The sequence below is a fragment of the Aeromonas salmonicida genome, assembly GCF_028355655.1.
In the GTDB taxonomy this organism is placed as follows: domain Bacteria; phylum Pseudomonadota; class Gammaproteobacteria; order Enterobacterales; family Aeromonadaceae; genus Aeromonas; species Aeromonas salmonicida.
Genome location: NZ_CP110645.1, coordinates 4,417,130 through 4,438,286 on the forward strand (window position 1 = coordinate 4,417,130; position 21,157 = coordinate 4,438,286).

Consider the following 21,157-nt stretch of genomic DNA (forward strand, 5'->3'; position numbering starts at 1 on the left):
TAACTGAACCACACTATCGGCCTCATTCAAGGCTTTAGTGTCACTCTGCCATCATAAAATTGATAAATCAGCCAATTATCTTCCCACCCGAACTCGCATCCCGTGCCATCTCGGCTCGCCATGGCCTGCAACGGCGGCAGGGCCTGGCTCTGTGTGCCAATGATCGACGACCAGAGCTGGCGGCAATTTTCCGAAGGGGCCAGCAGCGCATCAACACCCAGAGGCCAGCCCCTGGCATCGAATTGCCAGGCCACCCCATCTGCATGCAGGACGGCGGGACGGCGCTGATCCAGCCAGAGACCGTGCAACCTTTGTACCCGCTCGGCAAACTGCTCCCCCAGCAGGGTCAGGCTGAGGGCCAGCGCCTCGGCCCTGTGGCTACGATAGCTCTGGGCCAGGGTCGCCACCATGATCAACAGCAAGATCAGCACGGCCATCCGTCGATACCCTCCCAGCCAGCGATCATCCTGTTGTGACTGTCTGTTCAACCGCACCTCTCCCGCACCCTGTTGATCATCCACTCCGCATCAGGCCCCTACGCTGAAATAAAGAGTCTGCTTATTTTCCGCGTATGGCGCTCATCATTCTCCCCACCAATAGGAGTAAAGATCATCACTTGCCGCGCACCGCGCTCATCATTCCCCCACCAGGAGGAGGAAAGATCATTATTTACCCCTTACAGCGTCCAGCATGTCCCACCATCGGGAGGGTAAAGATACCTGCTTATTTGCCGCGCACCGCGCTCATCATGTCCCACATGGGCGTAAAGATACCCAGTGCCAGCACCAGTACCATGACGGCTACGATCCCGATCAGGATGGGCTCGATACGGGCGGTCAGGCTCTTGAGGTCATAATCCACCTCTCGCTCGTAATACTCAGCCGCCTCGTGCAACAGATCATCCACCTGACCCGTCTCTTCCCCCACCGCTATCATCTGCATCACCAGGGGCGTAAACAGACCGCTGCTGCCGGCGGTGCGCAGCAGGCTCTCGCCCCGCTCGATACCGGCCCGCATGTCGCGGATCTGACCCGCCATATAAGCGTTGTCCACCGCATCGGCCACCAGGGTCAGTGCGGTATTGAGCGGCACACCAGCCTTGAGCATCATGGAAAAGCTGCGCGCAAAGCGGGCCAGCAGGGAGCGCTCGATGATGGTGCCGACAATGGGCAATTTGAGTTGCCATCTGTGCCAGGTCAGCTTGCCCTTGACAGTGGCAACCCAGCGCCGCCAGCCAAACACCATGGCCAGCAGCATGCCGAGCAGCAGCCACCAGTAGTTGACGAAAAAGTGGGAGGTAGCGAGCAGAATGCGGGTGGCCAGCGGCAGCTCGACCCCGAACTTGGCAAACATGCCGGCGAAGACGGGGATCACCATGATATTGAGGATCACCATGGCGATGCCGATGGCAACCATCACGAAACTTGGATAGCGCATGGCGGTCTTGATCCGCTTGCGGGTCTCCAGCTCCAGCTCGAAATAGTTGGCCAGTTGCAGGAAGGCTTCTTCCAGCTGACCCGTGTTCTCGCCAACGTGAATGATGGCGACGAACAGGCTGCTGAACACTCTGGGGTGCGCCTGCATAGAGCTGGACAGGGGCCTACCGTTGCCGAGATCCTCGCCCAGCGCATGCAGCGCCCGCTTGAGCGGCTTGCTGTGGGCGGTCTCTTCCAGGCCAGCGATGGCACGCAGTATGGGAATGCCTGCCCGGGTCAGGGCGTACATCTGGCGGCTGAATACCACCAGCTCGTCCAGCTTGACGCCACCTTCCAGCAGCAAAGACCAGTCGATGGCCGCGGATTTCGCCTTGCCGAGTTTGAGTTCGGTGGGCATAACGCCACGGCGCATCAGCTGCTCGGCGGCAGCCATCTCGTTGGCAGCATCGACCACGCCATTGACGGCATTGCCCTGACTGTCGCGACCCTTGTAGGCGAAGGTATTCATGCCGCGCTCCGCACAAGCCGAGTGGCAGGGCGCTGCCGTCCGGGTTGCTCATTGCCGATGAAGTTGGTCATCACTTACCCCAGGTCCTCGGCCAACCGCAGCACCTCGTCCACCGACGTGATCCCTTGGCGGGCATAATCGAGCGCTGTCAGGGCCAGCGGCCGGTAGTGCTCATGCTGACGCGCCGCCTTGGCAAAGCCTTCCGCATCGTTGCGGCGCAGGGCATCCATCATGGGTTGATCCAGCTCCAGCAGCTCGTAGACACCGATCCGGCCAGAGTAGCCGGTGAAGTTGCAGCTCTGGCAGCCACGTCCCTTGTGGTAGACATGCTGACCCGGCGCCTCGCCGGAAAGCACCCTTAGCCAGGTCGCCTGCCCCTCGTCAGGCGCCTTCTCCTCGACGCAGTGCTCGCACACCCGCCGTACCAACCGCTGGGCAATGACGGCACGCAGCGCGCTCGCTACCAGATAGCCAGGCGCGCCCATGTCGATGAGACGCAGGGCGCTGGTGACCGCATCGTTGGTGTGCAGTGTGGTGAGCACCAGATGGCCCGTGATGGCGCCACGCAGGCCTATCTCCACCGTCTCGTTGTCCCGCATCTCCCCCACCAGCAAGATGTCCGGATCCTGACGCAGGGTGGAGCGCAACACATGGGAGAAGGTGAGGCCTATCTTGGGATTGACCTGCACCTGATTGACCCTGGGCAAGCGGTATTCCACCGGGTCTTCCACCGTGATGATCTTGTTGCTGGCCTGATTGAGTTCAGACAGAGCGCCATAGAGGGTAGTGGTCTTACCGCTCCCGGTCGGGCCTGTCACCAGTATCATGCCGTGGGGGCGCTTGAGCTGGCGACGGAAGCGGGTCAGTATCTCCGGCGGCATGCCGGTTTCGCTCAGGGACAATATGCCGGATGATTGATCCAGCAGACGCATCACCACGGATTCACCGTACTGCACCGGCATGGTGGACATACGTACATCCACGTCCCGACCGCGCACCTTCATGTTGAAGCGGCCATCCTGGGGCAGTCGCTTCTCGGAGATGTCGAGCCCGGCCACCAGCTTGAGGCGCAGCACCAGCGCCTGGGCAATGCGCACCTCATTGAGAATATTCTCGTGCAGTATGCCGTCGATCCGCTGGCGAATGCGCAGCACCTTCTCATCCGGCTCGATATGGATATCGGACGCCCCCACCTGCACCGCATCCTCGAACAGGGAGCGCAGTAGCTTGGCCACCGTCGCCTCCCCCTCGTCGCCGGCGCCCAGGTTGCTGGAACCCAGCTCGAAGCCGGAGTCCTGATACTCCTCGTGCAGCTGTTCGGCAAAGCTCTCTATCTCGCGGGTACGGCGATAGAGGCGGTCGAAATACTCCAGCAGCTGACCTTCCCGCGCCACCGCCAGCACCATTTCCCTTGGGCTGAGCAAGGCCGCGATGGCGTCGAGGGCACTCAGATCCGCCGGATCCGACATGGCCACAGTCACCCGGTTGTCGGTGAGATTGACCGCCAGGGCGCGATAACGGCGCGCCTGAACCTCGGGCAGAAGCGGCACCGCAGAAGCGTCTATGGTGAGGTTGTTGAGATCGAAGAAGGGCACGTCCAGCTGGCGGGCGAGGAACTGCAGCAATTGCACCTCGCTGATGAAGCCGAGATCGATCAGTGTGGTGCCCAGCTTGCGGCCGGTCTGACGCTGCTGCTGCAGGGCGAGCTGCAGTTGATCATCCGAGATGATCTGCTCTTGTACCAGCAGGTCGCCGAGGCGCATTTTCAGTCTGGGTTGTGCCATGCAAACTCCAAAAAAGTTAACTGTCCCGCCCGTCAGGGAGCAAGCTGGGCAATTCGCTGTTCAATCCAGCTGGTCGACGCCTCGCCGAGGTTGCCATGCAACTGGGCATTGCGATAGGCATCGAGCGCCCGCAGGCTGTGGCCCTGGCCATCTTCGGCCACACCGAGCCCGAGCCACCAGCGCCCCTGATCCGGCTGCTGACGCAGCAATTTCACATAGATCTCTGCCGCCTCGGCGTTGCGGCCCAGCTCCTGGGTCAACCCTGCCCAGGTGGCGTAATAATCCAGATTGCTGGCCAAGTCAGGTTGATAACCGGTCAACCAGCCAAGTGCCTTGAGCTGATCACCACCACTGATGGCAAGCCGTGCCAGCAGCAGACGAAAATCCGCCTGCGCCGGATCGAGCCGTATCCCCTCTTCCAGCAACTGGCCAGCCTCACTCAGCCGCCCTTCGCCGTAGAGCAGACCCGCCAGCTGTTCGCGGGCGCCCTGATTGTGGGGGTCGTGAACCAGCACCTGATAGTAGTTGTCCTGGGCGTCGCGCAGTTGCCCCCTGGCCATGGCGGTAGTGGCCTTGCGCTCGGCCAGGGTGGCCAGTTCAGCCTCGGAGAGGTTCACCGTCTCTATCTTCAGCACCCCCGGTTTGCGCGGCGGCGGGGCGACCGCCTCTTGTTCCGCTTCCAGCTCGGCATAGAGCTCAGGTTGCAGCTCTTCATCGCTCGGCGGAGCCTCTTCATAGGCGCTCTCATCCTGCTCTTGCGCCAGCCCGGGTTCGACTGCAGGCCGAGAGCGGGTCTCGGGCCCGGAGCCCGGGGTAGGCAAGGCCACCACCAGATCCACCGGCTCCTGCTCTACATAGGTCGGCGTGGCGGGCACGGCGCGGGCAACGGCATCAGGCCCCGGCTCGCTGGCCTGGACCAGACTCTGCTGCCAGTAAATCCAGGTCCGCCAGCCCAGAATGCCGAGGGCCAGGCCGCAGATTAGGGTCAGCACCAGCATCCACCAGCCCTGTTGCCGCACGGGCGGCACATAGACGGCACCCTCGCCACCCTGCTGGCGCTGCTCCAGATCCTTGAGCATCTGGTTGATCACGCTCATGGCCAGACTCCATAAGCCAGGGCACACCCCAGCAACAGTAACAGGGGCCACCAGCACAACGGCGCAAAGCGGCTGGCATCGTCGGTATCGCGAATGGCGAGCCGCACCAGACGGCTGTCGATCTGGCGAGCCCCCTGGCCATAGGCCAGCATCAGGCACTTCTGCGCCAGTATGTTGATAAGCCTGGGGATCCCGCGCGACGCCCGCCACAGCAGGCGCATGGAGCGACCGGCAAACAGCGGCGCACCTCGATAGCCGGAGATCTGCAATCTGTGCTCCAGATAGGCACGGGTCTCGTCAAAACGCAGGGGGCGCAGGCAGTAGGAGAAACCGATCCGCTGACGCAACTGGCGCAAATGAGGCTTTGCCAGCCGGGCGTCCAGCTCGGGCTGACCGAACAGCACGATTTGCAGCAGCTTGTTCGACTCCGTCTCCAGGTTGCCAAACAGCCGGATCGCCTCCAGGGTCTCGTCCGGCAGGGCCTGCGCCTCGTCGATCAGCACCACCACTCGACTGCCCTGCTGATGCAGGCTGATAAGGTGGCGATGAATACGATCCGTGAGATCCAGCTCGGCCCCCTCCCGCACCGACAATCCCAGCTCCAGCGCCAGGGCTGTGCGCAGCTCGGCCGGCGTGAGGTGCGGGTTGGGCAACCAGGCCAGACGCACGGGGTGAGCCTCAGACCCCAGCTCGCTCAACAGCTTGCGGCAGAGCAGTGTCTTGCCGGTACCCACCTCGCCGGTCACCTTGATGAAGCCCTCCCCCTGTGCCAGCGCCCAGTTCAGCACCTGCAACGCCTCTTCGTGGGGCGGCAAGCCATAGTAAAAACCCGTGTTGGGGGTGAGGCCGAACGGCGCCTCCAGCAAGCCGAAGTGGTTCAGGTACATGGGTTGTCACCTGCCATCCCGAGCAAGCAGCCTGCGGTGACGCAGGGCAAGAGGGCACATGGGGTAAGGCTGACCGCGCGCTGCTTCATAGCTTAGCCCTTGGGCGGATACCACTTGTCCAGCAGATCGGCGCTGCGTTTCAGCTCGTTCTGCCAGGTGTCTTTTTCCACCACTGTGGGCTTGAGCAGGATCACCAGCTCCACCTTCTTGGTGCTCTCGCGGCGGTTGGTGAAGGCTTCGCCAATCCAGGGAATGTCCCCCAGCAGTGGCACCTTGCTGACGATCTCCTGCTTGTCGGTCTTCATCAGGCCACCAATGACGATGATGTCACCGTTGTTGGCCTGTACCACTGTATCGGACTCGCGGATCGAGCTCTTGGCGAGCGGCAGTTCCAGCCGGCCACCGGAGGTACCCATGTCGATCACCTTGTTCTGCTCTTCCGTATCGATAACGGAAGGATGGATATGCAGCAGCACCTTGCCCTCTTCGTCGATCTGCGGCGTCACGTCCAGCGAAATCCCGGAGAAGAAAGGTGTCAGCTCAACGTTCGGTGTTCTATCCGACACCCCGGACGAGTTGCTGGTGATGGTGGTCGAGGCCTTGGTGACGAAGTACTCGTCCGTCCCCACCTTGATCACCGCCTTCTGGTTGTTGGTCGCCGTCACCCTGGGGCTGGAGAGAGTATTCACATCCCCCTGGGTCTTGAGCAGATTGACCGCCACGTTGAAGTTGCCGTCGGAGATCTTGAAACCGGCCCCGCCACCCAGTGCGGTGAAGATCTGATTGGGAGTCGTGGGCAACTGGGTCGGCGAGAGAGAGCCGCCACCGGTAATGCCCTTGTTGCCATCCCAGCTGGCGGAGAGACCGCTCCAGTCCACCCCCTGCTCGTACCCCTCGTTGAGGGCGACCTCCAGGATCCGCGCCTCCAGCACCACCTGACGCTTGAGGTGAGTCTCGGACTGGCTGAGGAATTCACGCACCGCCTTGAGCTCTTTGGGATAGGCACGGATGGTGACCAGACCCGCCTGCGGGCTGGTGATGACGGCGCGGCCATCACCGCTGCCGATCAGCATCTCCAGCGAGCCGCGCAGATCGGTCCAGTAGTCGCTGTTGGTGTCTGTCTCGATACGGGTGCCATTGCTGCTGTTCGAGCCGGAACTGCCGTTGGACGAGTTGTTGCTGCCACTGCCGTTGGCATTGTCGACACTGCTGTTATTGCTGTTGTTGTCGTTGGCCGTCACACCGCCGGTACTGACAGAGGTGCGTGACAGACCCCGGCGGGACATCATCAGATAGTTCACAGGTATGGTTTCGGTGCGCAGGCCAGCCGGATAGACGTGGAACACGTTACCCTTGCGCTGCACGTCGAAGCCGTACATGTCACCCACCACGGCCAGCACCTCGGGCAGGGTCACGTCCTTGAGCTCGACGGAAACCAGCCCGCCCACCCCTGGATGCACGGCCACGCTGTAACGGGAGCCCTTGAACAAGGAGCCGAAAAACTCCACCGCCTCCACATCGTGGGCGGCGATGCGCAGCCGCTGTTCCGGCATGCTGATGGCCTGGGGCGGCCGGTTCATCTGCAGCAGTTCGCTTTGTACCGACTTGGGTACGGTCGCCAGGGCGCCGACCTTGTTCTGCTCGGTCATGGCGTGTTTCAGCGCGTCCTTGGCCTGCACGGGTTCGGGGTGCCGGTAGCTGGTACAGCCTGCAGCCAGAACGGCTACGGAGATCAGGCAGAGATGATTTTTTTTCATGTAATGAGTGCACCCTGACTTGCAATTAAACTCGACAAACCTTGCCCCGCCCATCCCGGGCAGGGCCCGTTCAGATACGGACCTTGCTGGCAAACAGGGTCAGCGACTGGCGCTTGCCCCCCTTCTCCAGCACAACGGCATCTGCACTGATGGCCACCAGTCGATATCCCTCGACCTGCTGGCCTACCCGGTAACTTTTCCCGTTGAGCACCGCCAGCGCCGGGCCGTTGCCCAGCACCACGCTCTGCAACTTGGGCAGACCGGCGCTCTGGCTCTCTACCGCCCCTGCCTGGCTGTTGACTCCCTCGAGCGGTTCGGTGGGATCCTGCAGCACCTCGGCCTGGGCCACTGAGCCCAGCAGGCAACACAATAGCGTCAACCATCTAGCCACGAATAAACTCCTTGCTGGTGCTCAGGGTGTAGATTTCCATCTCCACCACCGCCTTGGGGTGCGCTTCCACCCGATAGTCAAACTGCTTCCAGTAGAAGTGACGAGGCAGCGCCTCCAGCGCTTTCAGGTACTGATACACATCGAAATAACCGCCTTCCAGTTTGAGGCGAATACCGTGCTTGAACAGGTTGATGCCCTGATCCCCCGCCATCAGCGGCTCAGGGGCGAGGGAGGTCAGCGCCAGCATGTGCAGATTGGTGGAGCGTGACAGCAAGGCCTCCAGTACCTCCGGCATCTCGTGGGCCGGGATCAGATCCACCGTCTGGGCCTTGAGTTCGGCATCCAGCTTGCCAAGCTCACCCTCAACCCGCGCCAGCTGCTCACGTACATTCTGATCGGGATCCCGTGCCAGACGCGCCTGCTTGCCCAGATTCTCGAGATCCATGATCTCCAGATCCCGCTGGGCCGAGGTCAAGGCCGCGCGCTCCTGCTCAAGGCGCAGGGTGGCATCATCCAGCCAGCCATAAATGCCACCGGCACAGACCAGCACCAGCCCGGTCAACAGTATCAATATCCGCTCGCGCTGGCTGAGGGCGGCAATCTTGTCTGCCCACGCCTGCCATTGTGCTTTCAGGCTCATCAGGGCTTCTCCCGCTCGATACCGCTGAGCTGGAAGGCCAGACGGCCCTCCTTGTCACGGCTCAGGGTCAATTCACCAAACTGCTTGCCCGCCAGCGACGGTGTCTGCTTGAAACGGTTTACCCAGGCGGGCACATCCTGGCTGCGACCGGCGAAGCCGGAGATATTGATGCGCCCCTCGGCGATCTCGATCCGCTGCAAGGAGAGCTGTTTGTCCCGAATCCGGGAGAGATCGGCCATCAGGCCGGCGTAGCCCTGGGATTTTTGCAACGCCAGGCTGCCCAGCTGACGCATCAACCCCTGCTTGGCAGTCAACTCTTCCTGCTTGTTGGCCAGCTGCTGTTGCAACAGGGTATTGGCCTGATGGCGAGTCAACGCGGCATCCAGCCGCTGGGCTTCCCCACGTTTGACCTCCAGCGCCGCGCGCACCTGTGCCAGTTCACGGCTGACCCCTTGCTGCTGCCAGCCGTAGAAGGCAGCCATGCAGAGCAACAGGATCACGCAGCCCCCCCACACCAGCGCCATCTGATTGAGGCTGGCCCACTGGCGTTTGGGGCGAAATTCTGCGCCATAGAGGTTTATCTGACGTTTCATCAGGCAGGCTCCCCGATGGCTGCGGCATAGGCCGACAGGTACTCAACACCGGCCAGCACAGCTTTGTTGGCCATGGCGGAGACGGCAAAACCGAAGGTCTGCTCCATGTGGCGCACCAGGGTGCCGATGAAGGAGGAGGCGATGGCGAGCTGCATCTGGCCAAGCTCCGGCAGCTTGAGCTGGCCGGCCAGATAATCGAGGGAGCGCTGGATCTCCAGCGCCAGCGAATCGAGCAGCATGCTGTCCGGCTCATGCTCGCCTGTGAGGGCGGTGAAACCACGCAGCTGGCGGGAGAAACAGAGCCCGCCCTGATGGAATACCAGCAGTTGCAGATCCTGCCCCCTGGGTTGCCACAGCAACATGCGCACAGTATTGTCGGCCTCATAAAGCGCCGTCATGGCCAGCTCGTCGCTGACGATGGCATCCAGGCTCGCTATGCTGTTGACCGCATCCGCCAGTTGCTGCACCCGCGCCTTGGGCACGCAGATCACGTTGATCCGCGGCCTGCCAGCAGGCGGAGTGGGCAAGTCCACGTAATCCATGGCGAGCTGCAACACGGGCTCGTTGACATAATCCTTGATGGCCCAGGGCAGAGCGCCCGCCATTTCTGCCTCTGGCACGGCGGGCTTGTCGATCTGGACTTGCTGATAAAGAGTGGCGGCGAGGGCGACCCGCACTTTAGACTTGGCGAGGCCATGGCGGCTGAACAGCTCGCTCATGGCAAGCGGCCACTCTTGCGGGCCGTTGATGGCGCGGGTGGCGAAGACAGGGGGGTTGCCCAGCGAGGCCAGCATGATCCGGTCGCTGGCAAGCAGGAGCCCCACCTGACGGCTTGGGGTTGAACGTCTGAAAAGTTGTTTCATTGAAACCCGCACCTGGCTGCATAAAACGCATTAAACCTTAGCATAAACAGGGCATTAGCCTCCAGATAAATGACGGATTACTCATTGTTACCCAGTTCGACCCGCCCGCAGGCGTTTGCCCTGCAACCGGCCCGGCTGCCCTCGCCACTGGAAGCCATCTTCCACCCTCTGCTGCGGCAATACGACGTCCAGCTCTGGTGCAAACGAGATGACCTGATCCACCCGACCATCTCGGGCAACAAGTGGCGCAAACTCAAGTACCAGCTGCAACATGTCCGGGAACAGGGCATGCAGCACCTGCTCTCGTTTGGCGGTGCCTATTCCAACCACATTCATGCGCTGGCGGCAGCTGGGAGTCAATCTGGCCTGAGAACTACCGGCATCATACGTGGTGAAGCAGAGGCCGTCAGCAACTCCACCCTGAGCGCAGCAAAAGGCTGGGGCATGGATCTCATTTTTGTCGACCGCCAGAGTTACCGGCGGCGTCAGGACCCCGACTGGCTGGCCCAGTTTGCGGCGTCCGATACCCTGATAGTGCCGGAAGGGGGCAGCAGCCCGCTCGCCATTCCCGGGGTGGCCGAGCTGGTCGAAGAAGTACCCTTCTCGCCGGATCTCTGGGTACTGCCCTGCGCCAGCGGCGGCACCCTGGCTGGCCTGATCGCCGGCAAACAGGATCGGGAGCAGATCCTCGCCATCGCGGTACTGAAGGGGGGCGGTTTTATCGCTGACGAGGTGTGTCGCCTCCATCCCGCCGCTGCCAGCACGCCCGGCTGGCAGATAGCGCTGGATCACCATGATGGTGGCTATGCCAAATTCAGCCCGGCCCTGTGGCAGTGGGTGCAGGATTTCAGCGCCGAGACAGGCCTGCCGCTGGAACCCATATACAGCGGCAAGGCGATGTGGGGCCTGTTTCGCGAGCTGGCCGCCGGGCGCATCCCCCGTGGCAGCAAGATAGTCTTCATCCACACGGGTGGCATGCAGGGACTAGCTGGCGTGAAGGAGCAGGGCCGGATCTGAGGGCAGCCCTGCGGCCACACCATCAGGCGCCGGCCGGTTCCATCACCAGCCGCTCCGGCTCGGCGAACCAGGGGCCCTGACCGGCATGAACGCCGAGGTGGCGCAACATCTTCCACTCGTCGCCACTCTCCACCCCGACGGCGATCACCCGGGTACGGGTGTTGGCGCAGCCTCCCACCAGGCTGCGCACCGCCATTTGGTTGACCTGTCGGGTGTGGATCTCCCGCACCAGACTGGGGTGGAGCTTGAGGAAGTTGATCTCGAACTCCTTGATGTATTGGGTACTCACCACATCCTGACCGGCGTGATCGATGGCCAGCTGGCAGCCGAGCATCCGCAGGGCGCGCAGTGGCCGCTTGAGTGCCTCGTAGTGGCGAGTCACCTGAGCTTCGGACAATTGCAGGATAAGCCGCTCGTTGGTGCTGCGCGGCAGCTGGAACAGATCGAAGAAGAGCCAGCGCTGGAACTCGCGGTGCAGCAGGCTCTGGGCGCAGAGGGTCAGACTGATGGGGCAGCTCTGCTCTGAGCGCTGACGCAGCAGCCGCAGGATCTGTTCCGCCACCAGCCGATCCAGTGGTAACAGCAGCCCCGCCTTTTCTGCCATGGGCATGAAGACGCCAGCCTGCAACGCCCGCCCCTGCTCGTCGTGAATGCGGATCAGCAAATCCTGCTGAAGCACCACCTGATCCCGCTCCTGCTGCACCGGTTGAACGTAAAAATCGATGCCATGCTCCTCGATGCGGCGCCCTATCAGGGTGCGCCAGCGTACCGTGCCCTTGCTGCTCTGCTCCTCATCCAGCTGCTTCTCGTAGAGGAACCAGCCGGTATGACCCTGCAGCCGCGCGCTCTTGAGTGCCAGCTCGGCCTCTTCCTGCACCTTGAGCAGGGAATCCTGCGCCTGATAGCAGACGGCGCCCAGGTAGACGGCGGTCTCGACATTGACCGCCGCGGGCCAGTGCAGTCGCTGCAGGCTCTTGTGCAGCTGACCCGCGCCATCCACCATTTCGCTCTCGGACATGTTGGGCAGCAGCACGGCAAATACCTGACCGGCATAGCGGGCCTGCAGGGCACCGCTGTGCTTGCGCACGAAGGCGGCGATGGAGGCGCTCGCCTCCATCAGCAGATCCTGGCTCTGGCGCCCGCTCAGCTCGGGATCCAGGTCCTCCAGACCGGCGAGGTCGATCAGCAGCACGCCGCCGCTCATCACACTCGCCTCCATGATGGCGCTCTCCAGCCGGTTGTCGAAGAACAGCCGGTTGCCTATGCCGGTCATCTTGTCGACGAAGGCATTGCTGCGGATGAAGTTGTCGAAGCGGCTGCGCTCCTTGCGGGCATCCGCCAGCTCGGCCAGCAGATGATCCAGGGCCTGACTGGCGGAGACGGGCCACTCCTCCGCCGGATCGTGGGCCAGCTTGGTGAGCTTGTTGTCGAGAATAAGCTGGGCCCTTTCGGCCAGCAGCTCGGCACCTCGCAGTTGCAGCCGCAGCCAGCGAATGGAGTACCAGAGCCCGAAGATGACGATGAAGATACCGAGGGAGATGCCGGACATGGCCTTCATGGAGTATTCGAACTCCTTGAACGGTCGCTCCAGCTTGAAGTCGGCTTGCATGCCTGCCTGATGAGAGATGGGCTGGCTGTAGGGGATCAACAGACTCTCGTCGGTCTGCTGTTGCACGTCGCGAAACCAGTAAATCCGCTGCTTGCCCTGACGGATCTCCAGCTCCACCACGTGAGCCGAACGCAGCAGGGTCGGCAACCAGCGAGTGAGTTCCTGATGGTCATCGGCCACCTCCAGCTGCTTGTCGATCACCTCGACCAGAGAGTTGACCTTCTTTTGCTGCAGCTCCATCCCCAGCTCACGAAAGCTGAACACACCACCGAGCAGCACCATGGCCATGGAGGCGATCACGCACAGGGTAATAAACGAGACAAGCTGAGTAGTCAGTTTCATATGCCTTCCGTATGCCCGACAACATCCATGTGGCTTCATCGTATCAGCCAACGCCGAAGCGCGCCTATGGACGAAGATCCCGCTTCTGGAATTAAGCCGGCGAGCATAACCAAATGGGCACAGGAACACCAAGCCTGACACCAAGCCATCCGTGAAAAATGGCTACCGGGGCAGAAAAATGGGAGCGAAGTGGCGGGATCAGGGATTTTCAGGCAGAAAAATGGTCCCACTAAGGGGACCGAAAGAAACACTCATATCAAAACTAACACTCTGTGCTACTGACAAAAAAACAGATACAGGAGTATTGAACACACGGTGAGTCAAACCGCACGGCTACTCTAGCCATTTCAGATAAGCTGGACAATTGTCACTTATGACAGGTAAGCGATTGAATCTTCATCAGCGTTTTTTATAAAATCTATATTTATCATTGCGTTATAATTTATCATTGCCACTGTGCTCCCTGCGGATCAAATTGATACAGCTAATGCACCAGAACAACGCCTCCCATTTGCATCCCATCCGTGTATCAAACCCTTCCTCCTTGCGACAAATCCCGCCCTCAGGCTTATGCCGCCGCGGCCTTGACCGCCCACCGGGTCGATAAAGAAACCACTACCGGATAGGGAAGCCTGGCGCGACGGCAACCCATACTGCCGATGACTAGCGCCGGTATTGCAGGATCTGGCCACGAAATGGCTGGCTCAGATAGCTCACATCCAGTGGCTTGTGCTGACTGTGCTGATAGCCCAGGGTCACCATCCGCTTGCTGAAGCGGGCATGCAGGCCACGACCCGGATCCACCAGGATCACCTCGCAATGGGGCTTGGCGTGTTGTTCGATAAAGGCGGCCAGGGTCTCGACCTGACCACGCTCATAGAGCAGATCGCTGCCGATGATGAGATCGAAGCGACCCAGCGCCGTGGTGGTATCTGCCCAACCGGTGCGAATAAAGGGGATGAGGCTGCCTTTGTTGAGCTGCACATTTTCCGCCAGAAAGGCGCCCGCCTCCGGGTGATAATCAGTGGCCGTGATGTCAGCCAGCCTGTGGTTGAGCACCAGACTCGCCAAGGCGATGCCGCAGCCCACCTCCAGGATCCGCAAGCCAACTATCTCGTACTCCACCATCAAATGGGCCAGCACATTGCCGGAATCCCAGACGATACCGAATAGCGGCCAGAAGGCTGAAGAGATGCCGAGCGCCTCTGCCTCCCCCTCGTCATCGGAGAATTGCTGGTTGTCGCGCAGGGTGCGCAGGTGGATGTCGAGTTCGCCAAACTCTATGGTGTGATAGCGCAGACGCACAACAGACATGGGAGTCCTTGGTCGGAATGCCGCCAGATCCACAAGAGCATGAATGCGATCGGCATAGCCCATGCTACGCAGCATACGGTCAGATTAGCTATCTATATCCCGACCATCGGCCGACAACGAGTGTCAGGCGAGCCCACCACTGCTTGGTTTGTAACAAAATGATTTTTCCCGATCCGGGCAACAGCCTTTATCATTGTCGGGGTCGTCACCTCCCGTGACCTTGCATCATTGCCTCCATACCCCGTCGGCTCATGCCGCCCCGAGATGAGAACCATTGCCTATGAAGTCATTTATCCGGCAAGAGATTGCCCTGCCCGTTGGCCTGCTGACCCTGCTGTTCTTCAAGACCATAGGGAGCGAGCTGCTGACAGAGGCGACTCCGCTCGGGATTTATCTGCCTGTCTCGGCGGCGCTGCTTGCCATCGTCACCTGGGCCATCTTCTCTGTGGTGCGCCACTCGGATGCCCTCGCCATCAAGCTGGGTGAACCCTTCGGTACCCTTATCCTGACGCTCTCCGTCATCTCGCTGGAAGTGGTGATGATCTCCTCCGTCATGCTCACAGGCGACCCCAATCCGGTGATGGCCCGCGATACCATGTTTGCCGTGGTGATGCTGGTCACCAATGGCCTGGTGGGCTTCACCCTGCTGTTTGGCGGCTGGCGCTACCACACCCAGAGCTTCAATCTGGATGGGGTCAAATCCTATCTGGTCGCCATCATACCGCTGGCCCTGCTCTGTCTGGTGCTGCCCAACTTCACCCGGGGTGGCACCATTGGCAGCATGTCGAGCCCCATGTCCTGGATGCTGATCATCATCTCCATCCTGCTCTACGGTATCTTCCTGCTGATCCAGACCCGCAGCCACAGCCACTTCTTCGTCGACAGCGACCACGAGGATTACGAGGAGCACCACGGCCCGCTGCGCAGCAACGTCTATCACACCATACTGCTGCTCGCCTATCTGGTGGTGGTGATCCTGCTGGCCAAGACCCTGGCCGTGCCCATCAACTTCGGCGTGAAGATCATGGCGGCGCCTCCTGCGCTGGGTGGCTTTATCGTGGCCTGTATCGTACTAGCCCCCGAGGCAGTCGGTGCCATCAAGGCAGCCTTCAACAACCAGTTGCAACGGGCCATGAACCTCTATTTCGGCTCTGTGCTGGCCACCATAGCCCTGACAGTACCGGCCGTGCTGTTCATCGGCGCCATGCTGGGCCAGGAGGTGCGCCTCGGCCTCTCCGCCGCCGACATGGTACTGCTCGTCACCACGCTTATGGTCTGCAAAGTCACCTTCAGCAGCGGCCGCACCAATGTGCTGCACGGCGCTACCCACCTGGTGCTGTTCGTGGTTTATCTGTTCCTGATGTTTGAACACGAATAACCCGCGCCAGCCAACACCAGAAACGAAAAGACCGCCCGATGGGCGGTCTTTTGCTATGAGCCGAATGGGGGCTTAGAGGCTGGGCAGCACACCGACCGGGATCAGGTCGTTGTAACTCGCCCTGGCCAGCAGCGCAGCCGCCGCCTCTATGTCCGGCGAGAAGTACCTGTCCTTGTCGTAGAAGCTCACCTCTGCCCGCAGCCGCCCCTTGGCCTGCTCCAGCAGCGCTGTGGTGCGCAGCGGAGCACGGAAATCCAGCCCCTGGGCCGCTGCCAGCAGCTCGACGGCCAGTATGCCACGGGTGTTCTCCGCCATGTCCGTCAGTCGGCGAGCGGCGAAGGTGGCCATGGAGACGTGATCTTCCTGGTTGGCGGAGGTGGGCAGGCTGTCTACCGAGGCCGGATGAGCCAGGCTCTTGTTCTCGGAGGCGAGCGCCGCCGAGGTGACCTGGGCGATCATGAAGCCCGAGTTGACGCCGCCGTTGTTGACCAGGAAGGCGGGCAGACCCGACATGCGCGAATCGATCAGCAGCGCCATGCGACGCTCCGACAGCGACCCGATTTCGGCAATGGCCAGTGCCAGGTTGTCGGCGGCGAAGGCCACGGGCTCTGCATGGAAGTTGCCACCGGAGAGGATCTCCTCATCCTCGGCGAACACCAGCGGATTGTCGGAGACAGCGTTGGCCTCGCATACCAGCACCTCGGCGGCGTGGCGGATCTGGGCCAGACAGGCCCCCATCACCTGGGGCTGGCAGCGCAATGAATAAGGATCCTGCACCTTCTCGCAGTTGTGATGGGACATGCCGATCTCGCTGCCATCCACCAGCAGGTGACGATAGCAAGCCGCGGCATCGATCTGGCCACGCTGACCGCGCACCTCATGGATGCGGGCATCGAACGGACGACGACTGCCCAGCGCCGCCTCCACACTCATGGCGCCTATGGTGATGGCGCCGGCGAACAGATCTTCGGCGTGGAACAGGCCTTCCAGCGCAAACGCCGTGCTGGCCTGGGTACCGTTGAGCAGCGCCAGTCCCTCCTTCGGCGCCAATGAAATAGGCTCGAGACCCGCGATCTTCAGCGCCGTGGCGGCGTCCATCAGCTCGCCTTTGTGGCGGGCCTTGCCCTCCCCGATCAGCAGGCAGCTCATGTGGGCCAGCGGCGCCAGATCGCCGGAGGCACCGACGGATCCCTTCTTCGGCACCACCGGATAGACTTCGGCGTTGATGAGGGTCATCAGCGCCTCAAGCACAGTCAAACGGATGCCGGAGAAGCCCCGCGCCAGCGAGTTGACCTTGAGCACCATCATCAGCCGCACGGTGGCGTCATCCATGTAGGTACCGATGCCGGCGGCGTGGGAGAGCACTATGGATCGTTGCAATTCGTCCAGCTGCTCCACCGGAATGCGGGTGTTGGCCAGCAGGCCAAAGCCGGTGTTGATGCCATACACAACGCGGTTTTGCTCGATCACCTTGGTGACCACGGCTGCGGAGGCGCGGATCCCCGGCAGCGCGGCCGGATCCAGGCTGATATGGACCGGCTCGCGGCTGACGCGGCGCAGGGTGTTGAGGCAGAGCTTGCCCGGTAACAGATTGAGTTCAAACATCTTATTTAACCCCTTTGGCCGTTGCGGTCAGCATTGGCAGATCCAGTTTCGCATCAACGGCACAGTTGATGGCAATCTCGTAACCCGCATCCGCATGGCGCATCACGCCGGTGGCCGGATCGTTGCGCAGCACGCGGCCGACGCGCCTGGCGGCGTCATCGGTGCCGTCACAGACAATCACCACACCCGAGTGCTGGGAGAAGCCCATGCCCACGCCGCCACCATGGTGCAGGGAGACCCAGGTCGCGCCACCGGCCGTGTTGAGCAGGGCATTGAGCAGCGGCCAGTCGGAGACGGCATCGGAGCCATCCATCATCGACTCGGTCTCCCGGTTCGGGCTCGCCACCGAGCCGGAATCCAGGTGGTCGCGGCCAATCACGATCGGCGCCTTCAGCTCGCCATTTTTAACCATCTCGTTGAAAGCCAGGCCGAGGCGTACCCGATCCTTGACCCCGACCCAGCAGATCCGCGCAGGCAGGCCCTGGAAGGCGATGCGCTCACGGGCCATGTCGAGCCAGTTGTGCAGGTGGGGATCGTCCGGGATCAACTCTTTGACCTTCTGATCCGTCTTGTAGATATCTTCCGGATCGCCGGACAGCGCCACCCAGCGGAAGGGACCAATCCCCTCGCAGAACAGCGGGCGAATATAAGCAGGCACGAAGCCGGGGAAATCGAAGGCGTTTTTCACCCCTTCTTCCAGTGCCATCTGGCGGATGTTGTTGCCGTAATCGAGGGTCGCCGCGCCGCGGGATTGCAGGGTCAGCATGGCTTCCACCTGACGGGCCATGGAGTGACGAGCCGCCTGATTCACTTCCTGGGGCGCAGATTTTTGCAGCTCGCGCCACTGGGCGACGCTCCACCCCTGCGGCAAGTAGCCGTGGATGGGGTCGTGGGCCGAGGTCTGGTCGGTCACCACGTCCGGGGTGATGCCACGGGCCACCAGCTCGGCAAAGACATCGGCGGCGTTGCCGAGCAGGCCGATGGAAACGGCGGTGCCGCTCTGTTTGGCCTCCTCGACCATGGCCAGCGCCTCATCCAGGCTGTGGGCCTTCTTGTCGACGTAGCGGGTCTTGAGGCGAAAATCAATGCGGGTCTCGTCGCACTCGACGGCAATCATGGAGAAGCCGGCCATGGTGGCCGCCAGCGGCTGTGCGCCACCCATGCCACCCAGACCGCCGGTCAGGATCCAGCGCCCTTTGGGCTCGCCGTTGAAGTGCTGATTGGCCACCGCGAAGAAGGTTTCGTAGGTACCCTGCACGATTCCCTGGGTGCCTATGTAGATCCAGGATCCGGCCGTCATCTGGCCGTACATCATGAGACCTTTCTTATCCAGCTCGTTGAAGTGTTCCCAGTTGGCCCAGTGCGGGACCAGGTTTGAGTTGGCGATCAGCACCCTAGGCGCATCCTTGTGGGTCTGGAACACGCCGACCGGCTTGCCGGATTGCACCAGCAGGGTCTCGTCTTCCTCGAGCCGGGTCAGCACCTCGACAATCTTGTCGTAGCAGGCCCAGTTGCGGGCGGCGCGGCCGATACCGCCATAGACCACCAGGGATTGGGGATGCTCGGCCACTTCCGGATCCAGGTTGTTCATCAGCATCCGCAGCGGCGCCTCGGTGAGCCAGCTCTTGGCGGTCAGCGTGGTACCACGGGAGGCACGGATGACACGGCTCGGATCCTGACGGGGATCCAGGTGTTGCTCAGACATACACACTCCTTGTTTTATCAATGCAGCAGCATGGCGACCTGCCCTCGGCAGAGCGCTACTTGGTTAACTGATGGACCAGCCGGGCGGCCACGCGGGCGCTGCGGTTATCCTGATCCAGGTTCGGGTTGTACTCGGCCAGATCGGCGAGCCGCAGCTTGCCGCTGGCGCGGATATGGGCGATCAGGGGTTCGATGACAGCCAGCTCGACGCCGCGGGCGGCGGGGGCACTCACCCCCGGCATGACGGCGCCGGGCAAGACGTCGAGATCGATAGTCAGATAGAGGTGGTCACACTGGGCGATAAAGCTATCCAGCCCGCTTAGCAAGGCGGGCAGACTACGCTCGCTCATGGCCTCATCTTTCACATACCAGCCCCCCAAGGCGTCAGCCCTTGCAAAAAGCGCCTGCGTATTGGCGGTCTCGGCCACCCCCAGGCAAGCGTAATGGAAAGGCGTTCCCTGAGCAGTACACTGCTCGGCGATCTGGAAGAAGGGGGTGCCGGAACTCGCCTGCTCTCGCTTCATGCGCAGGTCGAAGTGGGCATCGAAATTGATGATGCCGATCTTGCCACGGCCACCCAGATGACGGTTGAGGCCGCTCCAGCTGCCGAAGGCCACCTCGTGACCGCCTCCCAGCACCAGCGGGAAGTGTCCCTCATCCAGCAGGCTTGCCACCCGCTCGGCCAACCGGCCATGGGCGGCATCGAGATCACCGTCGTCACAGGCCAGATCCCCGCTGTCATAGACGGGACGGGTCAGATGCCAGGCACTGTTGGCCAGCAGCTTGCGGATCGCCAGCGGTGCGCCGGCGGCCCCCACACGCCCCTTGTTGCGGCGCACCCCCTCGTCGCAGGCAAAGCCCACCAGGGCGACGCCGGGTTCGGCCGTCACGCTCAGCGGCCAGGCCTTCACCTTGTCATGCCAGCGCAGGGCGAGCTCGCCATCTTCCGGATCCTGGCGCCCCTGCCAGACCGACATATGGGGCAGGCTGAACTTATCCATGCAGCGTCTCCTCCCCGTTGACGACCCGGCTCACCAGCTGATCGACCCCGATGAGGTAGCTCAGCTCGGCCGGGTGCGCGCAATTCCAGACCAAGAAATCCGCCAGCATGCCCACTCTCAACTGCCCCAAACGCTCCTGCTCACCAAGCGCGCGGGCGGCGTTGCGGGTCACCCCGACCATGGCCTCGACCGGGGTCAGACCGAACAGGGTACAGGCCATGTTCATGGCCATGCGCAGCGACACGACCGGGGCCGTGCCTGGGTTGATGTCGGAGGACACGGCCATAGGCACATGGGCCTTGCGCAGGGCGGCGATGGGGGGCAGCTTGGTCTCTTTCAGGAAATAAAATGCTGTGGGCAGCAAGGTGGCGACCACACCACGGTGCGCCAGTGCCTGGATCCCTGCCTGATCCAGATGCTCCAGATGATCCACCGAGAGGGCGCCAAAGTTGGCGGCCAGCGCACTGCCTCCCAGGTTGGAGAGCTGCTCCATGTGGCCCTTCACCGGCAGACCGTATTGATCCGCGGCCAGATAGACCTGCTCGGTCTGGGCCAGCGAGAAGCCGATGTGCTCGCAGAAGACATCCACCGCATCCGCCAGACCCGCCTCGGCAGCCGCAGGGATTATCTCCTGGCAGATGGTCTCGACCCAGGAGTCGGGATCGTCGCGATATTCTGGCGGCACCGCATGGGCAGCCAGCAGGGTGGTCTTGACCCGAATGGGCAGTGCTTCCCCCAGTCGGCGGGCGACCCGCAGCATCTTGAGTTCATCTTCCAAGGTGAGGCCGTAGCCGGATTTGATCTCTACCGTGGTGACCCCTTCCCGGATCAGCGACTTGATCCTGGCAGCCGCCAGCGTGAACAACTGCTCCTCGCTAGCCTCACGGGTCGCACGCACAGTGCTGATGATGCCGCCGCCCTTGCGGGCGATTTCGGCGTAAGGCACCCCATGCTGGCGTAGCTCGAACTCTTCGGCCCGGCTGCCGGCAAAGATGAGATGGGTGTGACAGTCGATGAGACCCGGGGTTGCCAGCTTGCCCTTCATGTCCTGCCAGTGCGCAGGATAAGGGCCCTTGAGATCCTGCATGGGCACCAGAGCGTGGATCTTGCCTTCATGAATGCCGAGGGCGTGGGGTTCCAGCAGACCGTAGTCAGCCAGATCAGGGCGCAGGGTGGCGGGTGTCACGTTGAGCCAGACCCGCTCGCAGTTCAACAGTTCCTTGTTCATACC

Annotated in this window: 18 protein-coding genes; 2 read left to right on the top strand and 16 right to left on the bottom strand. The window is 62.0% G+C overall.

What is annotated here, in order from left to right; translation table 11 throughout:
* Positions 1 to 26: 26 nt before the first annotated feature.
* The 10 genes from ONZ54_RS20570 to ONZ54_RS20615 all read right to left on the bottom strand — a co-directional run bounded on the left by ONZ54_RS20570 (position 27) and on the right by ONZ54_RS20615 (position 9,956).
* Positions 27 to 488, bottom strand: coding sequence for a hypothetical protein (locus ONZ54_RS20570; RefSeq protein ID WP_058394768.1), 462 nt, complete (start codon positions 486 to 488; stop codon positions 27 to 29).
* Positions 489 to 723: 235 nt separating this feature from the next.
* A complete protein-coding gene (gene mshG / locus ONZ54_RS20575) occupies positions 724 to 1,944 on the bottom strand; it encodes an MSHA fimbrial biogenesis protein MshG (RefSeq protein ID WP_271787042.1) in 1,221 nt (406 codons plus the stop codon).
* Positions 1,945 to 2,018: 74 nt separating this feature from the next.
* Complete coding sequence (gene mshE / locus ONZ54_RS20580) at positions 2,019 to 3,728, bottom strand: MSHA fimbrial ATPase MshE (protein ID WP_021139565.1); 1,710 nt, start codon at positions 3,726 to 3,728, stop codon at positions 2,019 to 2,021.
* Positions 3,729 to 3,760: 32 nt separating this feature from the next.
* Positions 3,761 to 4,825 (bottom strand): tetratricopeptide repeat protein, encoded by a 1,065-nt coding sequence (locus ONZ54_RS20585; RefSeq protein WP_271787043.1) that lies wholly within the window; start codon positions 4,823 to 4,825, stop codon positions 3,761 to 3,763.
* Positions 4,822 to 5,712, bottom strand: coding sequence for an ExeA family protein (locus ONZ54_RS20590; RefSeq protein ID WP_271787044.1), 891 nt, complete (start codon positions 5,710 to 5,712; stop codon positions 4,822 to 4,824). The genes ONZ54_RS20585 and ONZ54_RS20590 overlap by 4 nt, the downstream gene beginning before the upstream one ends.
* Before the next feature lie 92 nt (positions 5,713 to 5,804).
* A complete protein-coding gene (mshL, locus tag ONZ54_RS20595; RefSeq protein WP_271787045.1) occupies positions 5,805 to 7,469 on the bottom strand; it encodes a pilus (MSHA type) biogenesis protein MshL in 1,665 nt (554 codons plus the stop codon).
* A 70-nt stretch (positions 7,470 to 7,539) separates the two neighbouring features.
* The gene (locus ONZ54_RS20600) at positions 7,540 to 7,860 is read right to left on the bottom strand and encodes a SctD/MshK family protein (protein WP_111589349.1); all 321 of its coding nucleotides are present in this window, start codon (positions 7,858 to 7,860) and stop codon (positions 7,540 to 7,542) included.
* On the bottom strand, positions 7,853 to 8,500 hold the full coding sequence (locus ONZ54_RS20605; protein WP_059168890.1) for a hypothetical protein: 648 nt from the start codon (positions 8,498 to 8,500) through the stop codon (positions 7,853 to 7,855). The genes ONZ54_RS20600 and ONZ54_RS20605 overlap by 8 nt, the downstream gene beginning before the upstream one ends.
* Positions 8,500 to 9,093: a PilN domain-containing protein gene (locus ONZ54_RS20610; protein ID WP_096117710.1), complete on the bottom strand. Its 594-nt coding sequence runs from the start codon at positions 9,091 to 9,093 to the stop codon at positions 8,500 to 8,502. The genes ONZ54_RS20605 and ONZ54_RS20610 overlap by 1 nt, the downstream gene beginning before the upstream one ends.
* On the bottom strand, positions 9,093 to 9,956 hold the full coding sequence (locus ONZ54_RS20615) for a type IV pilus biogenesis protein PilM (RefSeq protein WP_005316385.1): 864 nt from the start codon (positions 9,954 to 9,956) through the stop codon (positions 9,093 to 9,095). The genes ONZ54_RS20610 and ONZ54_RS20615 overlap by 1 nt, the downstream gene beginning before the upstream one ends.
* 69 nt (positions 9,957 to 10,025) lie before the next feature.
* On the opposite strand from ONZ54_RS20615, the gene ONZ54_RS20620 reads away from it, so the two are divergent.
* Positions 10,026 to 10,973, top strand: coding sequence for a 1-aminocyclopropane-1-carboxylate deaminase/D-cysteine desulfhydrase (locus ONZ54_RS20620; RefSeq protein ID WP_271787046.1), 948 nt, complete (start codon positions 10,026 to 10,028; stop codon positions 10,971 to 10,973).
* A gap of 22 nt (positions 10,974 to 10,995) precedes the next feature.
* Here the strand turns inward: ONZ54_RS20620 and ONZ54_RS20625 are convergent, their stop codons facing one another.
* Together ONZ54_RS20625 and ONZ54_RS20630 are read right to left on the bottom strand one after the other, a co-directional pair.
* Positions 10,996 to 12,924, bottom strand: a complete 1,929-nt coding sequence (locus ONZ54_RS20625; RefSeq protein ID WP_271787047.1) for an EAL domain-containing protein — start codon at positions 12,922 to 12,924, stop codon at positions 10,996 to 10,998.
* A gap of 663 nt (positions 12,925 to 13,587) precedes the next feature.
* A complete protein-coding gene (locus ONZ54_RS20630; RefSeq protein ID WP_099991458.1) occupies positions 13,588 to 14,238 on the bottom strand; it encodes a class I SAM-dependent methyltransferase in 651 nt (216 codons plus the stop codon).
* Positions 14,239 to 14,518: 280 nt separating this feature from the next.
* On the opposite strand from ONZ54_RS20630, the gene ONZ54_RS20635 reads away from it, so the two are divergent.
* Complete coding sequence (locus ONZ54_RS20635; protein WP_005316398.1) at positions 14,519 to 15,616, top strand: calcium:cation antiporter; 1,098 nt, start codon at positions 14,519 to 14,521, stop codon at positions 15,614 to 15,616.
* A gap of 72 nt (positions 15,617 to 15,688) precedes the next feature.
* On the opposite strand, the gene hutH is transcribed toward ONZ54_RS20635, so the two are convergent.
* From hutH to hutI, 4 genes are read right to left on the bottom strand one after another with little or no spacing between them, the layout of a single operon-like run.
* Positions 15,689 to 17,221 carry a histidine ammonia-lyase gene (gene hutH, locus ONZ54_RS20640; RefSeq protein WP_099991457.1) on the bottom strand — a complete coding sequence of 511 codons (1,533 nt, stop codon included), beginning with the start codon at positions 17,219 to 17,221 and terminating at the stop codon, positions 15,689 to 15,691.
* A 1-nt stretch (position 17,222) separates the two neighbouring features.
* Positions 17,223 to 18,926 carry a urocanate hydratase gene (hutU, locus tag ONZ54_RS20645; RefSeq protein WP_271787048.1) on the bottom strand — a complete coding sequence of 568 codons (1,704 nt, stop codon included), beginning with the start codon at positions 18,924 to 18,926 and terminating at the stop codon, positions 17,223 to 17,225.
* Between the two features lie 55 nt (positions 18,927 to 18,981).
* Positions 18,982 to 19,926, bottom strand: coding sequence for a formimidoylglutamase (gene hutG / locus ONZ54_RS20650; protein ID WP_271787049.1), 945 nt, complete (start codon positions 19,924 to 19,926; stop codon positions 18,982 to 18,984).
* A complete protein-coding gene (gene hutI / locus ONZ54_RS20655; RefSeq protein ID WP_271787050.1) occupies positions 19,919 to 21,154 on the bottom strand; it encodes an imidazolonepropionase in 1,236 nt (411 codons plus the stop codon). Before hutI ends, hutG begins: the two co-directional genes overlap by 8 nt.
* Positions 21,155 to 21,157 lie beyond the last annotated feature (3 nt).